This is a genomic window from Ruminococcus sp. AM31-15AC (assembly GCF_003462045.1).
Taxonomy (GTDB): Bacteria; Bacillota; Clostridia; order Oscillospirales; family Ruminococcaceae; genus Hominimerdicola; species Hominimerdicola aceti.
Genome location: NZ_QTYG01000017.1, coordinates 37,951 through 55,443, shown reverse-complemented (window position 1 = coordinate 55,443; position 17,493 = coordinate 37,951). Strand labels below are relative to the sequence as shown.

At 40.2% G+C, this 17,493-nt stretch carries 18 protein-coding genes; 15 read left to right on the top strand and 3 right to left on the bottom strand.

Annotation, left to right across the window (positions count from 1 at the left end):
• The first annotated feature begins 445 nt into the window (after positions 1-445).
• From DW793_RS06880 to DW793_RS06860, 5 genes are all read left to right on the top strand, one after another.
• On the top strand, positions 446-907 hold the full coding sequence (locus tag DW793_RS06880; RefSeq protein ID WP_118157457.1) for a hypothetical protein: 462 nt from the start codon (positions 446-448) through the stop codon (positions 905-907).
• Between the two features lies 1 nt (position 908).
• Positions 909-1,337, top strand: a complete 429-nt coding sequence (locus tag DW793_RS15280) for a hypothetical protein (RefSeq protein ID WP_118157456.1) — start codon at positions 909-911, stop codon at positions 1,335-1,337.
• Positions 1,338-1,453: 116 nt separating this feature from the next.
• On the top strand, positions 1,454-2,041 hold the full coding sequence (locus DW793_RS06870; protein ID WP_147342174.1) for a hypothetical protein: 588 nt from the start codon (positions 1,454-1,456) through the stop codon (positions 2,039-2,041).
• A 1-nt stretch (position 2,042) separates the two neighbouring features.
• Positions 2,043-2,276: a hypothetical protein gene (locus DW793_RS06865; RefSeq protein WP_117865378.1), complete on the top strand. Its 234-nt coding sequence runs from the start codon at positions 2,043-2,045 to the stop codon at positions 2,274-2,276.
• A gap of 685 nt (positions 2,277-2,961) precedes the next feature.
• Positions 2,962-3,795, top strand: coding sequence for a hypothetical protein (locus DW793_RS06860; RefSeq protein WP_118157454.1), 834 nt, complete (start codon positions 2,962-2,964; stop codon positions 3,793-3,795).
• Between the two features lie 107 nt (positions 3,796-3,902).
• Here DW793_RS06860 and DW793_RS06855 read toward each other — a convergent pair whose 3' ends face one another.
• The gene (locus DW793_RS06855; RefSeq protein WP_117865383.1) at positions 3,903-4,112 is read right to left on the bottom strand and encodes a DUF7675 family protein; all 210 of its coding nucleotides are present in this window, start codon (positions 4,110-4,112) and stop codon (positions 3,903-3,905) included.
• Between the two features lie 507 nt (positions 4,113-4,619).
• Between DW793_RS06855 and DW793_RS06850 the strand changes: the two genes are divergently transcribed.
• The 5 genes from DW793_RS06850 (at position 4,620) to DW793_RS06835 (ending at position 8,413) form a co-directional block, all read left to right on the top strand.
• Positions 4,620-5,396 carry a hypothetical protein gene (locus DW793_RS06850; protein WP_118157453.1) on the top strand — a complete coding sequence of 259 codons (777 nt, stop codon included), beginning with the start codon at positions 4,620-4,622 and terminating at the stop codon, positions 5,394-5,396.
• 70 nt (positions 5,397-5,466) lie between these two features.
• Positions 5,467-5,637 carry a hypothetical protein gene (locus DW793_RS14595; RefSeq protein ID WP_181988308.1) on the top strand — a complete coding sequence of 57 codons (171 nt, stop codon included), beginning with the start codon at positions 5,467-5,469 and terminating at the stop codon, positions 5,635-5,637.
• On the top strand, positions 5,615-6,301 hold the full coding sequence (locus DW793_RS06845) for a metallophosphoesterase (protein WP_117923225.1): 687 nt from the start codon (positions 5,615-5,617) through the stop codon (positions 6,299-6,301). The genes DW793_RS14595 and DW793_RS06845 overlap by 23 nt, the downstream gene beginning before the upstream one ends.
• A 189-nt stretch (positions 6,302-6,490) precedes the next feature.
• On the top strand, positions 6,491-7,972 hold the full coding sequence (locus DW793_RS06840) for a Y-family DNA polymerase (protein ID WP_118157452.1): 1,482 nt from the start codon (positions 6,491-6,493) through the stop codon (positions 7,970-7,972).
• 15 nt (positions 7,973-7,987) lie between these two features.
• Positions 7,988-8,413 (top strand): hypothetical protein, encoded by a 426-nt coding sequence (locus DW793_RS06835; protein WP_118157451.1) that lies wholly within the window; start codon positions 7,988-7,990, stop codon positions 8,411-8,413.
• Between the two features lie 152 nt (positions 8,414-8,565).
• On the opposite strand, the gene DW793_RS06830 is transcribed toward DW793_RS06835, so the two are convergent.
• On the bottom strand, positions 8,566-9,084 hold the full coding sequence (locus tag DW793_RS06830; RefSeq protein ID WP_117865394.1) for an AAA family ATPase: 519 nt from the start codon (positions 9,082-9,084) through the stop codon (positions 8,566-8,568).
• Positions 9,085-9,262: 178 nt separating this feature from the next.
• On the opposite strand from DW793_RS06830, the gene DW793_RS15625 reads away from it, so the two are divergent.
• Positions 9,263-9,391: a hypothetical protein gene (locus tag DW793_RS15625; RefSeq protein ID WP_256321323.1), complete on the top strand. Its 129-nt coding sequence runs from the start codon at positions 9,263-9,265 to the stop codon at positions 9,389-9,391.
• A 31-nt stretch (positions 9,392-9,422) separates the two neighbouring features.
• Positions 9,423-10,751 (top strand): NYN domain-containing protein, encoded by a 1,329-nt coding sequence (locus DW793_RS06825; protein ID WP_118157450.1) that lies wholly within the window; start codon positions 9,423-9,425, stop codon positions 10,749-10,751.
• A 317-nt stretch (positions 10,752-11,068) separates the two neighbouring features.
• Here the strand turns inward: DW793_RS06825 and DW793_RS06820 are convergent, their stop codons facing one another.
• Complete coding sequence (locus DW793_RS06820) at positions 11,069-12,988, bottom strand: cellulase family glycosylhydrolase (RefSeq protein ID WP_118157449.1); 1,920 nt, start codon at positions 12,986-12,988, stop codon at positions 11,069-11,071.
• 588 nt (positions 12,989-13,576) lie between these two features.
• Between DW793_RS06820 and DW793_RS06815 the strand changes: the two genes are divergently transcribed.
• The 3 genes from DW793_RS06815 to DW793_RS06805 all read left to right on the top strand — a co-directional run bounded on the left by DW793_RS06815 (position 13,577) and on the right by DW793_RS06805 (position 17,289).
• Positions 13,577-13,921, top strand: a complete 345-nt coding sequence (locus DW793_RS06815; RefSeq protein ID WP_118157448.1) for a hypothetical protein — start codon at positions 13,577-13,579, stop codon at positions 13,919-13,921.
• A gap of 38 nt (positions 13,922-13,959) precedes the next feature.
• On the top strand, positions 13,960-15,753 hold the full coding sequence (locus DW793_RS06810) for a transglutaminase domain-containing protein (protein ID WP_118157447.1): 1,794 nt from the start codon (positions 13,960-13,962) through the stop codon (positions 15,751-15,753).
• Positions 15,754-15,945: 192 nt separating this feature from the next.
• Positions 15,946-17,289 carry a hypothetical protein gene (locus tag DW793_RS06805; RefSeq protein WP_117927746.1) on the top strand — a complete coding sequence of 448 codons (1,344 nt, stop codon included), beginning with the start codon at positions 15,946-15,948 and terminating at the stop codon, positions 17,287-17,289.
• The last annotated feature ends 204 nt before the right edge of the window (positions 17,290-17,493 follow it).

The window sequence follows — 17,493 nt, the reverse complement described above, 5'->3', positions numbered from 1 at the left end:
TGTCATTTATTTTCTTATCTTATAAGTTGAACAAATATATCGAGTAATACAATTTTATTTATAGTAAAACAGTGTCAGGGTGATCTGCCGTGGCACTGTTTGTAAAACAGTGTCAGGGTGATCTGCCGTGGCACTGTTTGTATCTTCATCTGGGTTACTTTTAGTTGATAAATATATATGCTTTCTTTTTTTGCTTTTTCAAAAAGCTTTAGCAAAAATTTTTGGCTATCTTCAAATATCACTTTTTTTGTGTCTTTTTAATTTATTCTCTTTTTGTTATATTCCAGAAATCTGTATACTTTATGGATTGTGTATTATACAAAAGCACAGCTGTCCAAAATTGTTCACTTCAAAATTTGACAGGTCATTTTGATGTATGCTACAATATATTTGGCAAATTAATGTCAAAATGTAATGAAGTAAACATTATATAAAGAAAGGGTTTTTGAATGAACAATTATTGTTTAACAATGTGGCAGAAGAGCCGATAATATGCAGTGAGTGTGGAAAGGATATCGGGTGGGAAAAGGTAAGTATAGAACAAACACCTGTAAAGGTCGCTCCAGAGTTACTGCGGAGAGATATTGGTATAAAAGAGGGCGAAACTACCGAGATAACTTTAAGTGACAGAGAAATAGATGATATCCGAATATATTTTGAGGAACAACGCTCTTGGCATACTTTTGATATATATAGAATGTATGATTATAAAATGACACACCCTGGCAGCAGGATAAGAGCAAGGGTAACGTCTGTAAAAATGGAACTTGTCGAAAGACCAGACTTTGATAGGATACACAAGAGCATTTTAGTTATATGTTCAATATTAGGTATCTTATTTGTGGCATTGAAAGCAGAACGAATTTATTTTAGCTTATGGTGTTTTGACCGGCAGTATAGCATTTAAAATGTGTCTTAAATGTATAAGCACAATAAAAGAATCAAAGAATGTTCTTCTTTTTGGCGGTGAACGGCTAACGCTGTATGTGGATAAAAACATAAAATGTGAACACTGTGGCTGTGAAATAAATCATCAATATGATCATAAGCACTCTATTGCTTGGACAAGTGATCCTGAAATGAAGCTTATAAAACAAAAGATAAATAAGATATCAAAAACAAAGTGTACATATGGTATGCTGGATAGAAGAAATGATATTAAGCTTTTATCTTGTGAGGATATGGAGGATATAATAAAGCTCCAGCAGGATTTTTCTAAAAAAGAAAGAATAAAAAACGCTGAAGCTTTGAAAGACATAAAAGATATGATAAATAACAATGAGTGTTCGGCTTATCTTGTGTTTGATGAGGATATTAGTGAGTTTGAAAAAAGATGATCAAATAATATAAGATGCAGCTATTTATGTAAAATAAAAGGTATCACCGATGTTAAACTGACTTTCTTGAAAAGTGTTTGGATTAAAACTGTATCGTATACGCTAACTGCAAGCGAGTGAACATTAAGGAATACCACAGAAAACTCAGGCAGGCTCAGCACGAATTAAAGGTGTTCGTTGAGGAGCATAATGAGGTGCTGCATAGGGATCATAGCAGGGAGAAGTATTATGGCGGCGGTGTTGACAAAAACGAAAAATATGGTATAATGAATGTAGGAAGTGAAGCAATGTATAGAAAAGCCAGAGCAGGCTATATTGAGCCTATGCCGAAGAAACAGTTACATAAAATCGAAAAGGCGTTTAAGGCTCAGGGCGGTCTTATCCAGTATGGTGAAGAAACAGACGCTTACCTAAAAAGTAAGAATGCTGAGGCTATCACTTACAATGACAAGACCATATTGCTTAAACAAAATCCAGGGAGAGCCAGCGTTTTTGAAGAACTTATCCACGCAACACAATATCGCAACGGAGAAAATGACGGAAGTTATGTTTTAAGACTTAATTGCGAGATTGAGGCGCAGAAAAAGCTTTTACGAAACAACAAGGCTTATAAGTTGACAGAAGCTGAGGTCGAACAAACAAAAATTGCTTTGCAACAGTATGAAAGTGAATTAAAGGCATATAATGAAAAAGGAGGCGACTGATATGTTTAAAGTTCTTGATGTATTTAAAATCGGCGATATGTTGTCTGTTACTTTGGACGGCAAGTGTGAAATGCTCAAAAATGGTACAAAGTTGTACGATAAGAGTGGCAGGACATATGAAGTCGTTTCAGTAGCAATGACAAGATACAATGACCCGTCAGATATTGCAAAAAGTACAACTGTGCTGTTGAAAGCTTGCGATATCGAAACAGGTTCGGAACTCTTTATCGCATAAACAAAAAAACGGCATAAATAATTTTACCGCTTGACTAAGGTCGGGCGGTATTTTTATACCCCAATATCGGAACTAAGCACCTTAACAGGGTGCTTTTTCATACACAAACTAGCCATAAGGGATTTTCTCGACAAGGATATATATTTTCATTGTTACAAAAAATGTTCTGCTAGGTCAGATGCTATGAATATAATAGAAATCCACCAAAGGTGAGAATGAAATCCACCCCTATTTTGCGTGCTTTGCAGGCTAAAGGTGAGAATGAAATCCACCCCCTGTTTTACGTACTTTGCAGGCTAAAGGTGAGAACGTATTTCATGAGATGTGAAAGCGCATTCCACGAGATGTGAGAGTGTATTCCATGAGATGTGAGAGCGCATTCCACGAGATGTGAGAGTGTATTCCAACAGATGTGAAAGCGCATTCCACGAGATGTGAGAGCGCATTCCATGAGAAGTGAGAGTGTATTCCAACAGATGTGAGAGCACATTCCACGAGATGTGAGAGTGTATTCCACGAGATGAAATCCGCCCCACAAATTTCAACTATTTAGCTAAATATCAAACCATAGCAAAAATAAGAACAAATTCGTAAAGTATATCTAATAGTATTGTATTTTATACCGTCTTATAGTATAATGTACATATGACAAAAGCCGTAAACCAACTAAAAACAGGACGAATATATGAAGAAATTACTTATTACTATTTGTGTGGCAGTGGGCGTATATTTTGCATTTAGCAATACAATTGATGAATTTCTGTATCCAGAGAAAAGACCGGGATTGAATACATACGATACATACACCACAACAACACAGCAGACCACTACCGCAGTTACTCAGCAAACACCCATAGTCACTGATGAGGACGGATATGAGCCTCGTGACGACCGAAAGCCTGACTATGTTCAGCCTGCAGACCCCACATGGTCGAAAAGGACTTTTAACTGGACGAGCTATGACAAACGATATACCTTTGAAATATCAATGAATATTCAGGACGATATGTATGAATATTATCATAGTCTTTTGAGATACTCATATGTGAAAGATTATCATAACTATGTAAGTGACGACAATAATCATAAGCTCGTAAAACAGCTTGCAGACGAAATAAAAAGCCTTTGCGACCAATGCGGTTATGGCGAATCTGAGACTATAAGAGAAACTGCAAATTTCGTGCAGAGCATAGAGTATGTTGACGACATGACCTCAACGGGATATACTGATTTTCCAAAATATCCTCTGGAAACGCTTTATGACCAGTGCGGTGATTGTGAGGACTCGTCCATACTTTTGGGTGCTTTGCTCAAAGAGCTTGGCTATGGCTGCATTTTTATCGAGCTTCCTGAACACGTTGCAATAGGAGTAAAGGCGACAGACGATGCCCCCGGCACGTACTATGATTACAATGGAAGCCATTATCTTTACATAGAAACTACCAACTCCGGCTGGGATATCGGAACGCTTCCTGATGATTTCAATGAGGAAAAGGCTAAGATATACGATGTGTGGTAAAATTTCAAAAGCCCACAGATGCGATCAATGTGATCGGGTCTGTGGGCTTTTTTATTATATTAGGTATCTGAGATTTATCTAATTACAAAATAGAAATCTTGTGTCTGTTATTTTCTATCCTTAAAGAAATCCGCCCATTCGGGATTTTCTTTGTCAAAAATCTGTTTCTGCTCTTTTGTTAATTTATAAGGATAATCATGGAACATATTAAATTCAGTGGTTTTGTCAAAGCTGAATATCCAAACTCCGATAACTGTAGGGTCATCTTTCCACCAAATAGTATCGGTTTCTTTGTTTTTGTACCATATGTTTGGCATTGCACTTGACCTCTTTTCATAAATCACATTCTCTTGCAATTTCAGTACATTCAATCTCAAACTGAATTACCAAGTCTTAGATTATCAACGCTGAAATACGTGGCTTCAAAAATTCAAATGTCATATTAATTTTTGCAAACTATTTTTTCTATCCTGCAACAATGACTCTTATTATCATCATAACTGATCCTCTCTTCTTGTCGATTTTTTTGTTGCTTTTATTATATCATTTTTCTGTAGCAAAAACAAGGTGCAGAAAAGTTTATTGTATGAGAAATACACTATCAAATATCTCGCAAAAAAATATAAAAAAAAAGAATATATCATAATTGTGCCGAATTGGTTCAGTAAACTGTACTAAGTGGGTGCTATAATATATACAGAAGCTTGAAAAGGGAATAAAATCAAAAAAACACACCGCAGACCATTTTGGAACAGTAAACAGAACCTTAAAGGTGCTATAATAAGCACATAAGGTCAAGACAGAGTTGATACGGAGGTAAGGCTATGAAAAAGAACACAAAGATTTTTAACACAGAGGTCATTGAGAGATTGGCATTGTCAGATAACATTCCGCCATTTGACGAGCAAAGAAATGGTACTCAGGTCATCATGATCGAGGATGGCAAAAAGACGGTGATATATGATGATTATTCTATGTACTGTGACGCTGACGCAAGAAAGTGGAGAGTAGAGGCATACAACAGGACGGACGGCAGAAAGTATGATAGATTGTGTATGTGCGGAGGCGTTTATCCTACAAGAAAAAGGGCTATAGCTGAGATAGACAGATTTGCATACAGAGGTAAAAATCTGGTGTTCTTTGTCCTGCCAATAGATTTTACATATGACAAAAAGGCTATGATATGGCAGGGCGAGGAGCAGTACTCATGCGATGATAAGCTAGTCCTTGCAACTAAAAAAGAGCTTGTGGAAGAAAGCAAAAAGCGCATGAAATTTATGACAGACAGAATGGGGAGTGGAAGAATAAACAGAAAGAAGCTCACAAAAGCGGAAGCAGAGGCTCTGGCGGCGTTTGATGAGTTTCAGAAGTATCGTGAGGATAAGTGTTATCCATATGCTATCATAGGTGGCAATGCAGTGCTTTATGTTAGTCCGTACAAAAACGATTGGAAAGCCGAGCGTGAGTGCCTGGATATGAAAGGCGACGGCATAGACGGCTGTGTTTCAGCCTTTGTGTATAACAGTATCACCCCTGAAACAAGCGAGAAAGGAGATATTTTTTTCAAGATAATTTCAAATACTATAATTCGTGTGGCATAGCTGATTGACAGGGATATATTCCCTGTGATACAATATAATTATAGAGATAATTGTTATAGGAGGGCAAACTATGGCAGAAAAGGAAAATATAAAAGATAAGCTTGAAAATCTGAAAAAAATGCTCTACCTAGTTATGCGTAAGGTCAAAACAAGATCTGAGGACATGGAAAAACTGATAGCTAAATACGACCAAACTAATGATACAAAAGGAGAAAAGCATGAAAATATACTGCATGAGTGATATCCACGGCTGTTATTCAGCACTTTGCGACGCTTTGGAGCTTGTCATTGACCACCTTGACGAGCCTGACACAAAGCTTATCTTTCTGGGAGATTATATCCACGGCGGCGAGGACAATATAGCTGTGCTTAAAAAGATAATGGGCTTGCAGAATATATATGGTCATAGGAAGGTGGTGGCGCTTCTTGGCAATCACGAGGAAATGGTGATGAGCGGTTTTTCTTCGGTCAATGAAATGCTAGGCAGCGGTGAATATGATGACTCTGATGACTCGTATAGATATTGGTTTGAACGTCTGCCGAGATACCATGTTGAGGGCAACACTATCTTTGTCCACGCAGGCATTGACGAGGATTCGGGCAATGCTTGGGAATACTGCACCGAGGATTATATTTTTACAGAGCAGTATCCCCACAGGCTTGGCAAGATACACGGACTTGACAAAAAGGTGGTGGCAGGGCATGTCCACACCAGCAGTATAGCAGGCGACCGCAGATTTAACGATATCTACTATGACGGAGCGAGTCACTACTACATTGACGGAGATGTGCTCAGCACAGGAGATATAAATGTTCTTATGGTAGACACTGACACTGATAAGTATTATAAAGTAACAGAGAATTACAATATTCCTATTGAGCCTTATGACAGTGAAGCTTGGTAGACTATTGTATGCCGTCTTAAAACCCAATATAACACTAACGTCCCCAAGTTTTCCTCGGGGACGTTTTTTCTTTGTCAACTGCCATGAAAAGAGTTAATTAAAAATTCAGAACTTTTGTTCGATTTTCTATTGTAAAACAGAAAGTTTCGTGGTATACTATTATACATAAAGGAAAAAGGCGGTGATGCTATGGAAAAGACCTATGTTGCAATAGACCTGAAATCTTTTTATGCTTCGGTGGAGTGCGTGGAAAGGCAGCTTGACCCATTGAATACAAACCTTGTGGTGGCTGATGAGAGCCGAACGGAGAAAACTATATGTCTTGCAGTGTCACCGTCACTGAAAAGCTTTGGTATTTCAGGCAGGGCAAGGCTTTTTGAGGTCATTCAGCGTGTGGAGCAGGTCAATAAGGAGCGTTTGCAGAAAGCTCCTAAAAGACAGTTTGCAAAGAAAAGCTATATCTATTCGGAGCTGTCTGACCCTGCCTGCGAGCTTGATTATATCGTGGCAACTCCGCAAATGGCGAAATATTTGGCTGTGAGTGCAAAAATATACGGGATTTATCTGAAATATGTGTCACCAGAGGATATTTTCGCCTATTCTATCGACGAGGTCTTTATTGACGCAACGGGCTATCTCGGGCTTTATAACGTTGACGGACGTGGCTTTGCACAAATGCTCATTTTGGACGTGCTGAAAACTACAGGTATAACTGCCACAGCAGGCGTTGGAACGAATATGTATCTGTGCAAGGTGGCTATGGATATTGTGGCAAAGCATATCCCTGCGGATAAAAACGGCGTCCGTATCGCAGAGCTGAACGAACAGCTTTACAAAGAAACGCTGTGGGGGCATACCCCTATCACGGACTTTTGGCGTGTGGGCGCAGGCACAGCGAGCCGCCTTGAAAAGCTTGGTATTTACACCATGGGGGATATCTCACGCTGGTCGCTGGACCATTATCTTATAGGGAAGCTTTACAAGGTTTTCGGCAAAAATACCGAGCTTCTTATCGACCACGCATGGGGTATCGAGCCTACCGCCATACCTGACGTGAAGTCATACCGCCCCTCAAACAACAGCATTTCCTCTGGGCAGGTCTTGCAAGGGCCGTGTAATTATGAGCACACAAGGCTTATCCTGTGGGAAATGGCTGATATGCTGTCCCTTGATCTTGTGGATAAGGGCGTTGTAACAAATCAGATCGTTCTCACTGTGGGGTATGATAAAGAAAGCTTGGCAGACGGTCACTATACGGGCGAGGTGGTTTGCGACCACTATGGCAGGAAGATACCAAAGCACGCCCATGGCACTCAAAATCTAGGCAGGCACACTTCCTCGACCAGAAAAATAATAGACGCAACCATGGCTCTTTTTGACAGAATTATCGACAAGACTTTGCTTGCAAGACGGCTTAATCTGACTGCCTGTAATGTCATAAGAGAAGAGGATATCCCCGAAGCTGAGAGCTATGAGCAGATAAGCTTGTTTGATATGGCGGAAGCGGCAAATGCTGATAACAACGCAGAAGAAAAAGAAAGGGCATTGCAGGAAGCAATGCTCTTGATAAAGCACAAATATGGGAAAAATGCCATTTTGAAAGGCACGAACTATACCGAGGGAGCTACGGCAAGAGAGCGCAACCGCAGTATAGGCGGTCACAAGGCATGAAAGGTGGGGCTTACAATGTACGACAATTATTATGATATAAAGCAGTTTTCACGTCCGCACTATGACGATCATCCGCAAATGTCTATATCAGACAGGGCGGCGCAGTTCAGCCCTTTTGCAGCTTTGACAGGCTATGATGCTGCTGTTGATGAAACCGCAAGATACACCGAAATCAGGGAGGAGCTGACAGAGGACGAGGTAAACAGGCTAAATGACGATCTCAACCGCCTGCTTGATATGCTTGACGAACGCCCTGAGATAAGGGTGACATATTTTGTTCCCGATAAGAGAAAAAGTGGTGGCAGTTATCAGACCAAGACAGGCATAGTGAGAATTTATGACAGCTATACTAATGAGCTTGTTTTTATGGACAAGACTAGGATAGCTGTGGAGGATATGTGTTTGGTGGAGTTTGTGGAGGAGAGAGGGAAAATACAGTAGAATAAACATTATTTGCTGGTTTTTTTGAATTCAGATATTTGCCGTAATGTTTTTGCGTTCTTTTTTTGTGTAAAAATGCGGAATAAGAAACGGATAGCCGTATGTTTAGGACGGTCTATCCGTGTTTGGGTATATTCAGTTACTAAGCTAAATCAGAATTTGCAATACTGGTCTATATCATACTCACCATCAATGAGAACATAATCAAGTCCGAACATCCTGCATTGCTGAAGGTTATACTGATTAGCTTCTTTAATAGATTCAATCGTGAAGTCAGCATCATGCATTCTATTTTCTATTACATTCTCGTTTTTGATAATATCATCAAAATGACAGCTGATGTAATTATCGCTCATAATCAGACATATAAATCTGATTTGAGGTATATATTCTTCATCAAAGCTATCTTTCCAGTTGAACGGGATATAGCACCCCTCTACGATCATGTTTTGCTCGTTCTTAATTGCAGTCTTTATCATTTCTTTTATAATTTCCCATAGATAGTCTGTTAACTTATCATCATCATAAGGTGTTAGGTCTGTCTGTCCGCTTCTGATAAGTCCCATTTTCAGGTGGTCTATTGACAAATATGGGTATTGATACTTTTCAAGCAGCTTTTGCGCTAGCAATGTTTTGCCAGTATGGGAAGCACCTGTTATTAAAACAATCATTTTATACCTCTAAATTCCGATTTAAGCGAGGAAGCCGCATTGCCCCTCAATTATTCTTATTATACCAAACAGCCCCGAAAAAGTCAATTCGTAAGCCCTTTTTTTACGCCCTTTTCATTGCAATATACCGCCATTTGTGCTATAATCAGGATATAGGGCAGAGTGGAGGTGAATCGCAATGGATAACGAAAACGAAGAATTAGTAAACTGTGTATTATACAAGAAAATCAAACGGGTGGAGAGCGCAGAAATTTCTATCAGCAAGACCATGATAAAATCGGCTCAACAGGATAATGACGGCAATTGATGATCATATTAAATGAATAGGAGGGTTTTACTTGACCGTTGATACAAAAGAGGTAGTTACTACTATAGCCTATATGATAGGCGTCCGAATGTCAGCTCTGACCGTGAGTTACGGTGAATGTTCCGAACTTATCGAGAAGCTCCAAGCCGACAAAGACGCTACTACCATACGATATTTATGTAAGCTGCGAACCGTACTGATGCAGAAATTCAAAAAGACCGATGATCTGATGCGGTTTCAGCTCAAAAATTTGCATAACATAGAATGGTACGATACGGATAATATCAAACAGCTTGAAAAATGGGGATTTACCATTATCCAAGCGAATTGCCGTTCAGAGAAGTATATGCAGGAATTTACAAGGCTCATCAATGAAAATATCGACAAATGCTCTCAACTATTCTACGATTGGCTGAATTGGGAGTATATCAGAGATCTGTTCTTTGTCCCGAAATACAATAAGAACGGTGTAATGAAAGCCGAGTTCAATAAATATATGGCGAATATCGAACATTACCCATTTCAGATGTATATTCACTGGCAACCTGCCGAAGTCGGGAGCATCATCTATTCCGACCGTAAGTTTTTGAAGATCATCTACGGTCAGCATAATGACAGCTTCACCGATTATACGAAATATCGGGACGCAGATGATGAAACACGAAACAATATCTATAATTTTATTGACAGCACTGAGAAAACAGCTATAGCTGTCGATTGTGAGAACTCTGATCCATACAAGCTTTATAGTGTTCTGAAAGGCTTGAATCAGGAGGAGCTTGCTAAGATCGAGAAGATCACGCTATATGACGATCCGAACACTACCGCAGGCTGGGATTGGCTCCCTAAATTCACGCAGATACCCGTTGAACATATAGAGATCGACCGAGTGACAGACAGAAAGTCACTGGTCGATGTGCGAATGACCGCAAGCGTAGTCACGGACTTCTACCGTGACGGGATAACATCTTTTATTATTGTGTCAAGTGATTCGGACTTTTGGGGACTTATCGAGAGCCTGCCGAAAGCAAAGTTTCTCGTTATGTACGAATACGAGAAGTGTGGAACGGCGATCAAAAACGCCCTCGCACAGCATGGCATCTATTATTGTGCCATTGATGATTTCTGCACCGCAGGCACGGAGGAGTTGAAACGTGCTGTACTCTTTGCAGAGCTTGAAAAGCATTTGCCCTCACTCATTGGAGAGAATCCTCTGGAGCTTACTCACAAGATATATGAAGCCACAAAAGTGACCGCTACCATGAAAGAAATGGAGAACTTTTGCAATAGATATGTCAAGACATTGCGTCTGAAGGTGAACTCCGAAGGAAAATTCGTGATAGAGATCCAAACAATCTAAGGAAAACTCGCATGGCTTTCTATCAATATCATTAAGCTAATAAAATCAAGAAATAAAATTGCGTGAAAATATCTAAGCCCCACGGTGTATTTAAGGTCATCAGAAGAAAAAAAGATCTTCAGATAAATTTGTAGCAATTACTTCATAGCTGTCATCTGATATTTTAAAGCGAACAATCCGTACAGGCAACTCATAAATAACAGTAGGCTCTGATTTTTTTTGAAGGAAGAAAATCAAAGGTACAGTTAAAACTTTTTTTGCATAAAAAAGACTTCATACTGCTGTGAAACAGTATGAAGTCTGAAAAAAATCTTAGATCACCAGCAGTAGCATACAGAGTAGATCGTTACTGTGCCGTTTGCTGCACCTGCATGGATCTGATCCAGCTTTCCGCCGAAATCGGAAGTGCCGAATGCTGACTTGCAGTTGTTGTAAGAATACTTTGCGTAGTAGTGTCCGTTTGCTGTGCCTGTTTCGCTTGTTGAAACCTTTGCCCACTCTGCTCCGCCTGACCAGCTCTGAAGAACAAATTCTACCTGATTCTGTGTTCCTGAGTATTCAACGTAGAAGTAGCCGTTTGACTGAATGTCATATGCGTTGAAGCTTCCGCCATTCTTTGAAGTCATTGCTGAAACAGCCTGACCCCATGCTGCAGCAGTTGAAGAACCCCAGAAGATCGATTTGTAATTGCTGCCTGAGCTGCTTGAAGAAGATGAAGATGAGGAAGAACCTGATGTTGATTCAAGATACCAAAGCTGGCACTTTCCGCCCCAGTAGCTCCACTGGTTAATGTTTGCTCCGTCAGCTGTGTTCTGTTCGTAAACGTCAAGGCATGAGTAGCAGTCTGAGATCTTTGTCTTGATAGCATAAGCGTCGCCGATCTTTACAAGCTGGAATTTCTGACAGTCACCGCCGTGATACTGCCACTGGTTGATGTTAGCACCATTGTCCCTGCTCCAGTTGTATACGTCAAGACAGCTTTTGTAATTTGATGCACCTGTGTAAATAGTGTAATAGCCGTTTCCGTCGCTTACAAGCTTGAATTTCTGATTGTTTCCGCCTGTACCTCTGTACTGCTGAACGTTTGTGCCGTTGTCAGCTTTTGCCTTGTATACGTCAAGATACTTGCCGCTGAGTGCGCTCTTGATGTAATATGTTCCGTCAAGTCCGAGAACTCCGCCGTTAGAATCTGTTGAAGTTCCTGAAGAAGAACCGCCGGAAGAGCTTCCTGAACCGCTGTAAACTGAGCAAGTCTTAGAAGTTGCCTTAATTCCGTTTGAACCGTTGATAAGTGTATTTCCCCATGAAGAAAGGCTTGAGCCGTCCCATGAGTGTGCAATGTCGAGGTAGCTCATGTCAGAGTTGTTGCCCTTCCATGACCAGCCAAGATAGCCTACGCCCTTGCTTGTGCAGTAGCTCATGATAGTAGCCTCATCAACGTCGCCGTTTGTGTGCTGACCGCCGAACTCGCCGATAACAACAGGCACACCGATGTTGAGTGCGTTATCAATGTTGTTTCTTACAGTTGATGCGTTTCCGCCTGCGTATTCATACATATGAATGGAGAATATGGTGTTCTTCTGTGAGTCTGCGTTGAAAACAGACTTACCGTAATCCTTGATGCTGTCAGGATACTGTCCCCAGCCTGCGCAGTCTACCATAAGCATATTTGTAATGCCTGCGTTTCTTACAGATTGGATAGCAGACTTGTAGCCGTCAGCCCATGCACTTCCGTTCCATGTGCCGCACCACTCGTTTGCGATGTTTACGATAACATATTTCTCAGTACCGCTGAGAACGTTCTTCATTTCCTTCCAGTAGTCAACGCACTTGTTAAGATCATAAGTGCTGTCGCTGCCTGTTGCGTCATGTACTTCAAGAATGCATATCAGCTTGTTTGACTTGCACCAGCTGATGATGTTCTTTACTTCCTGTGCGCTTGTTTTTGTGTACTTTGAGCCGTTTGCAAGTACGACTCTTACGGTATTTGCGCCGTTGTTTGCAGCGCCCTTGATAGAAGTTTCAGTCTTCTCTGTGTACCATGCATGAGCAATGTTCACGCCACGCATAACGAACTTGTTTCCGCTAGCGTCATAGATACTAGTACCGCTTACATAAAATCCTGATGCCGCCTCTGCGGTCGGTGTTGTCATAAAACCGAAGCAGGTTATTACGGCAAACATTACAGCAACAAAAGTCTGTAATGCCTTTACAGAAAAAGTTTTGTTCTGTACCATAAAAAGCTCCTCTTATACAATTAATTTTTAAATACCGGTATTCTAAGGCAGCACTGTATTATCCTCGTGCGTTGCTGCCTTAACTCTGTCAACGTAAAACATTATATTATTAAAAGTATAATAAGTCAACTTAAATATTTGAGTAAAACGTTTACACAAATAATTTTCGTATTTTAGCACAACTTTTCGTAGGCTAATTGAACAATATGACTAATTTTTATCACATATGCAGTATAATATGTTGTATGTACACAAAACTCTGCTTTTAAATTTCAGAAAATTAAGAAACTTTTTGAAACAAAAATCGGTATATACGCTGCGTTGAGCATATATACCGATATAAAATTTACTTTATATTGATTCTCTCAAGCCGTCAGAATATATCTTTTTTTGTTCTCGTACAAATTCAGAGATCATAATCAGACCTCCTTATTCTTGTGTGGTATCACCGTATTTTACATCCTCCACTTCACGATCTAACTGAATGTCATGAGGCTTTCTATTTGTTGTATTTTATCTTGACATTGTCACATCTTTGTGATAAAATTAGTAATATATGAGAAAACTATAGTGGAAAGGAAAAATAATATGAAGTTATTTAAGCGGACGCTTACGACGGCAGTGGCAGTGTGTCTTGCACTGCAAAGTGCAGTGGTATGCTTCGGAGCTGAGGCAGAGGAGCAAATTCCTGCTGGCGGAGAGGAAGTCGGTCTTTATACGTCGGAGAACGATGAAGCCATTCAGTTGACTGAGGATATGTATAGCAGTTGGTATGAAGGCGATCAGACGTATGACGGCACGGAAAAGACGCTTTATGGCTATTCACTTATGGACAGCAACAATTATTACCGGCTCACTGAGGACGAGGACTATGTTGTTACTTATGAGAATAATATAAACGTAGGTACTGCGACGGCTACTTCACTGGTATAGGCAATTACACAGGAAGCTTTACAAAGAATTTCAATATCGTGCCAGCTGATATTTATAGTGCGGATATTGACTGCGAGTATGAGCAGAGCTACTGTGCCGGTAAACCTGTTCAGCCAAAACCTATTGTTACATACAATGATATTGTGCTTGCTGAGGGCGTTGACTATGAGATCGAATATGAGGACGACTGTGGCGAGCTTGGCGGGCATTATGCTTATATTAAAGGTATCGGCAACTTTAATGGAACCGATTCCTTTGAGTATAACGTTGTAGAGGCTGAAATATCCAGCGAGAATATTTCTGTGGATACTAGCTGCACCTACACGGGTTATGCTCAGACTCCTGCACCTGTTGTTACAGTTAGTGGTGCGGTGCTAAGACGTGGCGTTGATTATAATGTATCATACACAAACAATGTGAATGCCGGAACAGGCTATATGACCATAGCAGGAATGAACGGCTATACAGGATATGTGACAGTGCCTTTTACTATCAGCCCGAAAGCTGTTTCTGAGGTCGAGATACTAAAGATAGCTGATGTGGATTATACCGGCAAAGCTGTCAGACCGAGCCTTTTTGTCAAGGCGGACGGAAATATGATCAAGAGTTCCGACTATACTGTAACATATTACAATAACACAAATATAGGCACTGCGACCGCTGTTGTTACTCTTGGCGGAAACTACGAAAGCAGGTACCCTGTTTCGACAACATTCAAGATCATCCTTGGAAAGCCAAAGGGATTTAAGGCTACCGCTGACTCTACCACTTCTGTAAAGCTTAGCTGGAACAAGATCGGCAATTGCAAATACAGGGTTTATCGCTATGATCCAAAGAAAAAGACCTACAAGCGTCTGACGGTCACGAGTTCCACAAGCTATACTGACAAGAAGCTTTCAGAGGCAACGAGTTATACTTATGCCGTAAAGCTTGAATACAACTCTAAGACCGGCCCTTATATAACAGTAAAAGGCAACACGAAGTTATCCACACCGAAAATGACGGTAAAGGCTTATAATAAGAAAGTCACGATAAGCTGGAAGAAGAACACAAAGGCTGATGGATATCAGATATACTGGTGCAAGGGCGATGAGTGGACTATCCCACATAACGATTACTATAGTATGCCAAAGGATTGCTATAACGATTATGTTCAGCTCAAGAAGATAACAAAGAACAGCACAACCTCCTATACAAAATCAGACCTTTCAGGTTCAAAGAATTATCACTTCAAAATGAGGGCTTATAAGACCATAAACGGAAAGGTGGTTTACAGTAGCTGGACGGGTATCCAATGCAAGATAAACACTGTTTCAAGACTTAATGCGGCAACAAAGAAGAGCCACAGCACTTATAAGATCTACAACGTTCAGGGCAAGAAAACAAAGACCTCGACGCACACTCTTACAGCAGAGGAGAAGAAGATACTTAAAAACTTTGCCTCAAAGCATTTCAAGAAAGATTGGTCGGCGGCAAAGAAGGTCGAATATACTGCGGATTGGATAAGAAAGAATTTGAAATATGGCAGGATACCGACAGGCTCGCATAGCAAGAATATCTTTGTTTACAAAGAAGGTCAATGTTCTGATTACAATGGCGCACTGGTGGAAATGATGGTTTATCTCGGCTATGACGCAAACCTTGTTATGGGCAACCGCAAGGGCGGAGGACAGCACTTCTGGGGCGAGATAAAGATAGACGGAGTGACTTATCTGCTGGAAGTCGGAGAAAAGGTCTATGACAGTCCACAATGGAATTACAAGTGGCAGTTTATGTGCCTTAAATATTCTGAGGCTGACGGCGGTTACAAGAAAAACGGAAAGCTATACTAAAACGAAATGCTCTGCGGAGAGTGTGATTCCGCAGAGCATTTTTTTGCTTTAATAAATTTGTGATACCTAACTTTTCAGTCGCTCTTTTTTTGTTTTATGATGGCGAAAAAATCTTATGATACTTCTTGCCAAAACCCTTTCAATATATTATAATGTATTTAGAAGATCATATTTGAAAGGAACATATGGAAAATGAAAAACATTGTTACAGCCCTGATGCAGTTTGTGATACTTGTGGTCGCACTTATCATTGTGACCTTTGCTATACCTAAGATCGCAGGAAATGATGACAGATATGATAAGTACATAGCTGAAAACTCAAAGCAGACCGTCACTGTGGGAAGTGCCTTTGGCGTTGTCAAAGACGGTGAAAAGGCTTCATATACTGATATTGACAACAGCCTGAAAAATATATTTAGTAAAGTAACTCCACTGCAAAAGCCTGTGAATAAAGTCCTGAACAAGCAGATAAGCTTCAAGCAGGCACAATATTTTGAATACTATTGGCTCACTGCACTTATCTCAGGCGTACTTTGCTGGATATTTGCGGCAGGCTTTCCGTTTAGGATAGGGCGAAAGGGCTTCAATGTGTTTGGTTCTGTGTATAATAACTTTTCAAAAGTTGTCCTCCTTGAAGATGAGATGACCCGTGAGGAATATGAGGTCGATCTAGGTATGACTATATGGGGACCTTTGTGGATAATCCTTATTGCTCTGCGTGCGACCTTTGCTGTTACATGGGGCTTTATTCTGCCTTTTGTGATAGCCGCCAATCTTGCCATAGGCATTATAAGAATAGTTGGAAATGTTATTATCGTCAGCGTCCGTGGTGCTGCCGCCGATGCAAAAAGGCACAGCCTCTCGCAAAAGCTTGACAAAACGACCTTTTCTATTTATCCTGAGGGCGGATATTTCAGAGTAGAGCAGGATCAGGACAATGGTCAGGGCGTATATGTGAAAAATTATTGGAACGCTGTTGCGGCAAAGGCATTGTTTGAAAGCGAAGCCGGAAATAAGTCTTTCAGCAAGGAGGATTCTGAGGAGAATATTCTTCGTGGAGATATAAAAGAGAAGAAGTTTTATGAAACATATCGTTTGCTCAGCCGTATAAAGGGTCTTTTCAATAATGATATCAAGAGTAAAAAAGCAATTATCACCGCTTCATTAAAGAATAAAGAGGGTGGCTATGAATACAGATTTATTGCCGACTCAGAATTATATCATGTGTATATGGTGGGTGATGAAAAGGCAGAAAACCTTAGCCATAAGGATCTGAAAATAGATTTTAATGCCGCCATGCTTCTTGACCTGCTTGATTTTGACCGAAAGGGTCAAAGATATGATCATAATGATTTTCTTAATTTGTATTACGCTGATAGTGATGAATTTACGGCTAAGCTTATGAATTATAATCATAAGCTGATAGCAAAGTTTGGCAGAAACAGATATGACGAGTATTTTGAACAGCACAAACAGCAGATAATCGAACACCGCCGATATAAAAAGCTTTCGGCTGTGGGAGAGGACGATGAGTGAGATAATAAGTATTTGATATAATAATAAGCCTCCCACGGAATTGTTTCTGTGGGAGGCTTTGCTTTCCGTACACCAAATCACCTACCGCTTGTGCAAGTTTTTTGCCGTTTGTGCAAATATTATTGACTTTTTGTTAAGAATCATAGATAATTATTATAAATATTCATGCTGTTAATTAGAGATGCTTGTTAAACAATGAAAATG

Excerpts from the sequence above, each read along its gene's own strand:
- DW793_RS15280 (WP_118157456.1), top strand. The coding sequence starts at position 909 with ATGTGTCTTAAATGTATAAGCACAATAAAAGAATCAAAGAATGTTCTT.
- DW793_RS06865 (WP_117865378.1), top strand. The coding sequence starts at position 2,043 with ATGTTTAAAGTTCTTGATGTATTTAAAATCGGCGATATGTTGTCTGTT.
- DW793_RS06860 (WP_118157454.1), top strand. The coding sequence starts at position 2,962 with ATGAAGAAATTACTTATTACTATTTGTGTGGCAGTGGGCGTATATTTT.
- DW793_RS06855 (WP_117865383.1), bottom strand. The coding sequence starts at position 4,112 with ATGCCAAACATATGGTACAAAAACAAAGAAACCGATACTATTTGGTGG.
- DW793_RS06850 (WP_118157453.1), top strand. The coding sequence starts at position 4,620 with ATGAAAAAGAACACAAAGATTTTTAACACAGAGGTCATTGAGAGATTG.
- DW793_RS14595 (WP_181988308.1), top strand. The coding sequence starts at position 5,467 with ATGGCAGAAAAGGAAAATATAAAAGATAAGCTTGAAAATCTGAAAAAA.
- DW793_RS06845 (WP_117923225.1), top strand. The coding sequence starts at position 5,615 with ATGAAAATATACTGCATGAGTGATATCCACGGCTGTTATTCAGCACTT.
- DW793_RS06840 (WP_118157452.1), top strand. The coding sequence starts at position 6,491 with ATGGAAAAGACCTATGTTGCAATAGACCTGAAATCTTTTTATGCTTCG.
- DW793_RS06835 (WP_118157451.1), top strand. The coding sequence starts at position 7,988 with ATGTACGACAATTATTATGATATAAAGCAGTTTTCACGTCCGCACTAT.
- DW793_RS06830 (WP_117865394.1), bottom strand. The coding sequence starts at position 9,084 with ATGATTGTTTTAATAACAGGTGCTTCCCATACTGGCAAAACATTGCTA.
- DW793_RS15625 (WP_256321323.1), top strand. The coding sequence starts at position 9,263 with ATGGATAACGAAAACGAAGAATTAGTAAACTGTGTATTATACAAGAAA.
- DW793_RS06820 (WP_118157449.1), bottom strand. The coding sequence starts at position 12,988 with ATGGTACAGAACAAAACTTTTTCTGTAAAGGCATTACAGACTTTTGTT.
- DW793_RS06815 (WP_118157448.1), top strand. The coding sequence starts at position 13,577 with ATGAAGTTATTTAAGCGGACGCTTACGACGGCAGTGGCAGTGTGTCTT.
- DW793_RS06805 (WP_117927746.1), top strand. The coding sequence starts at position 15,946 with ATGAAAAACATTGTTACAGCCCTGATGCAGTTTGTGATACTTGTGGTC.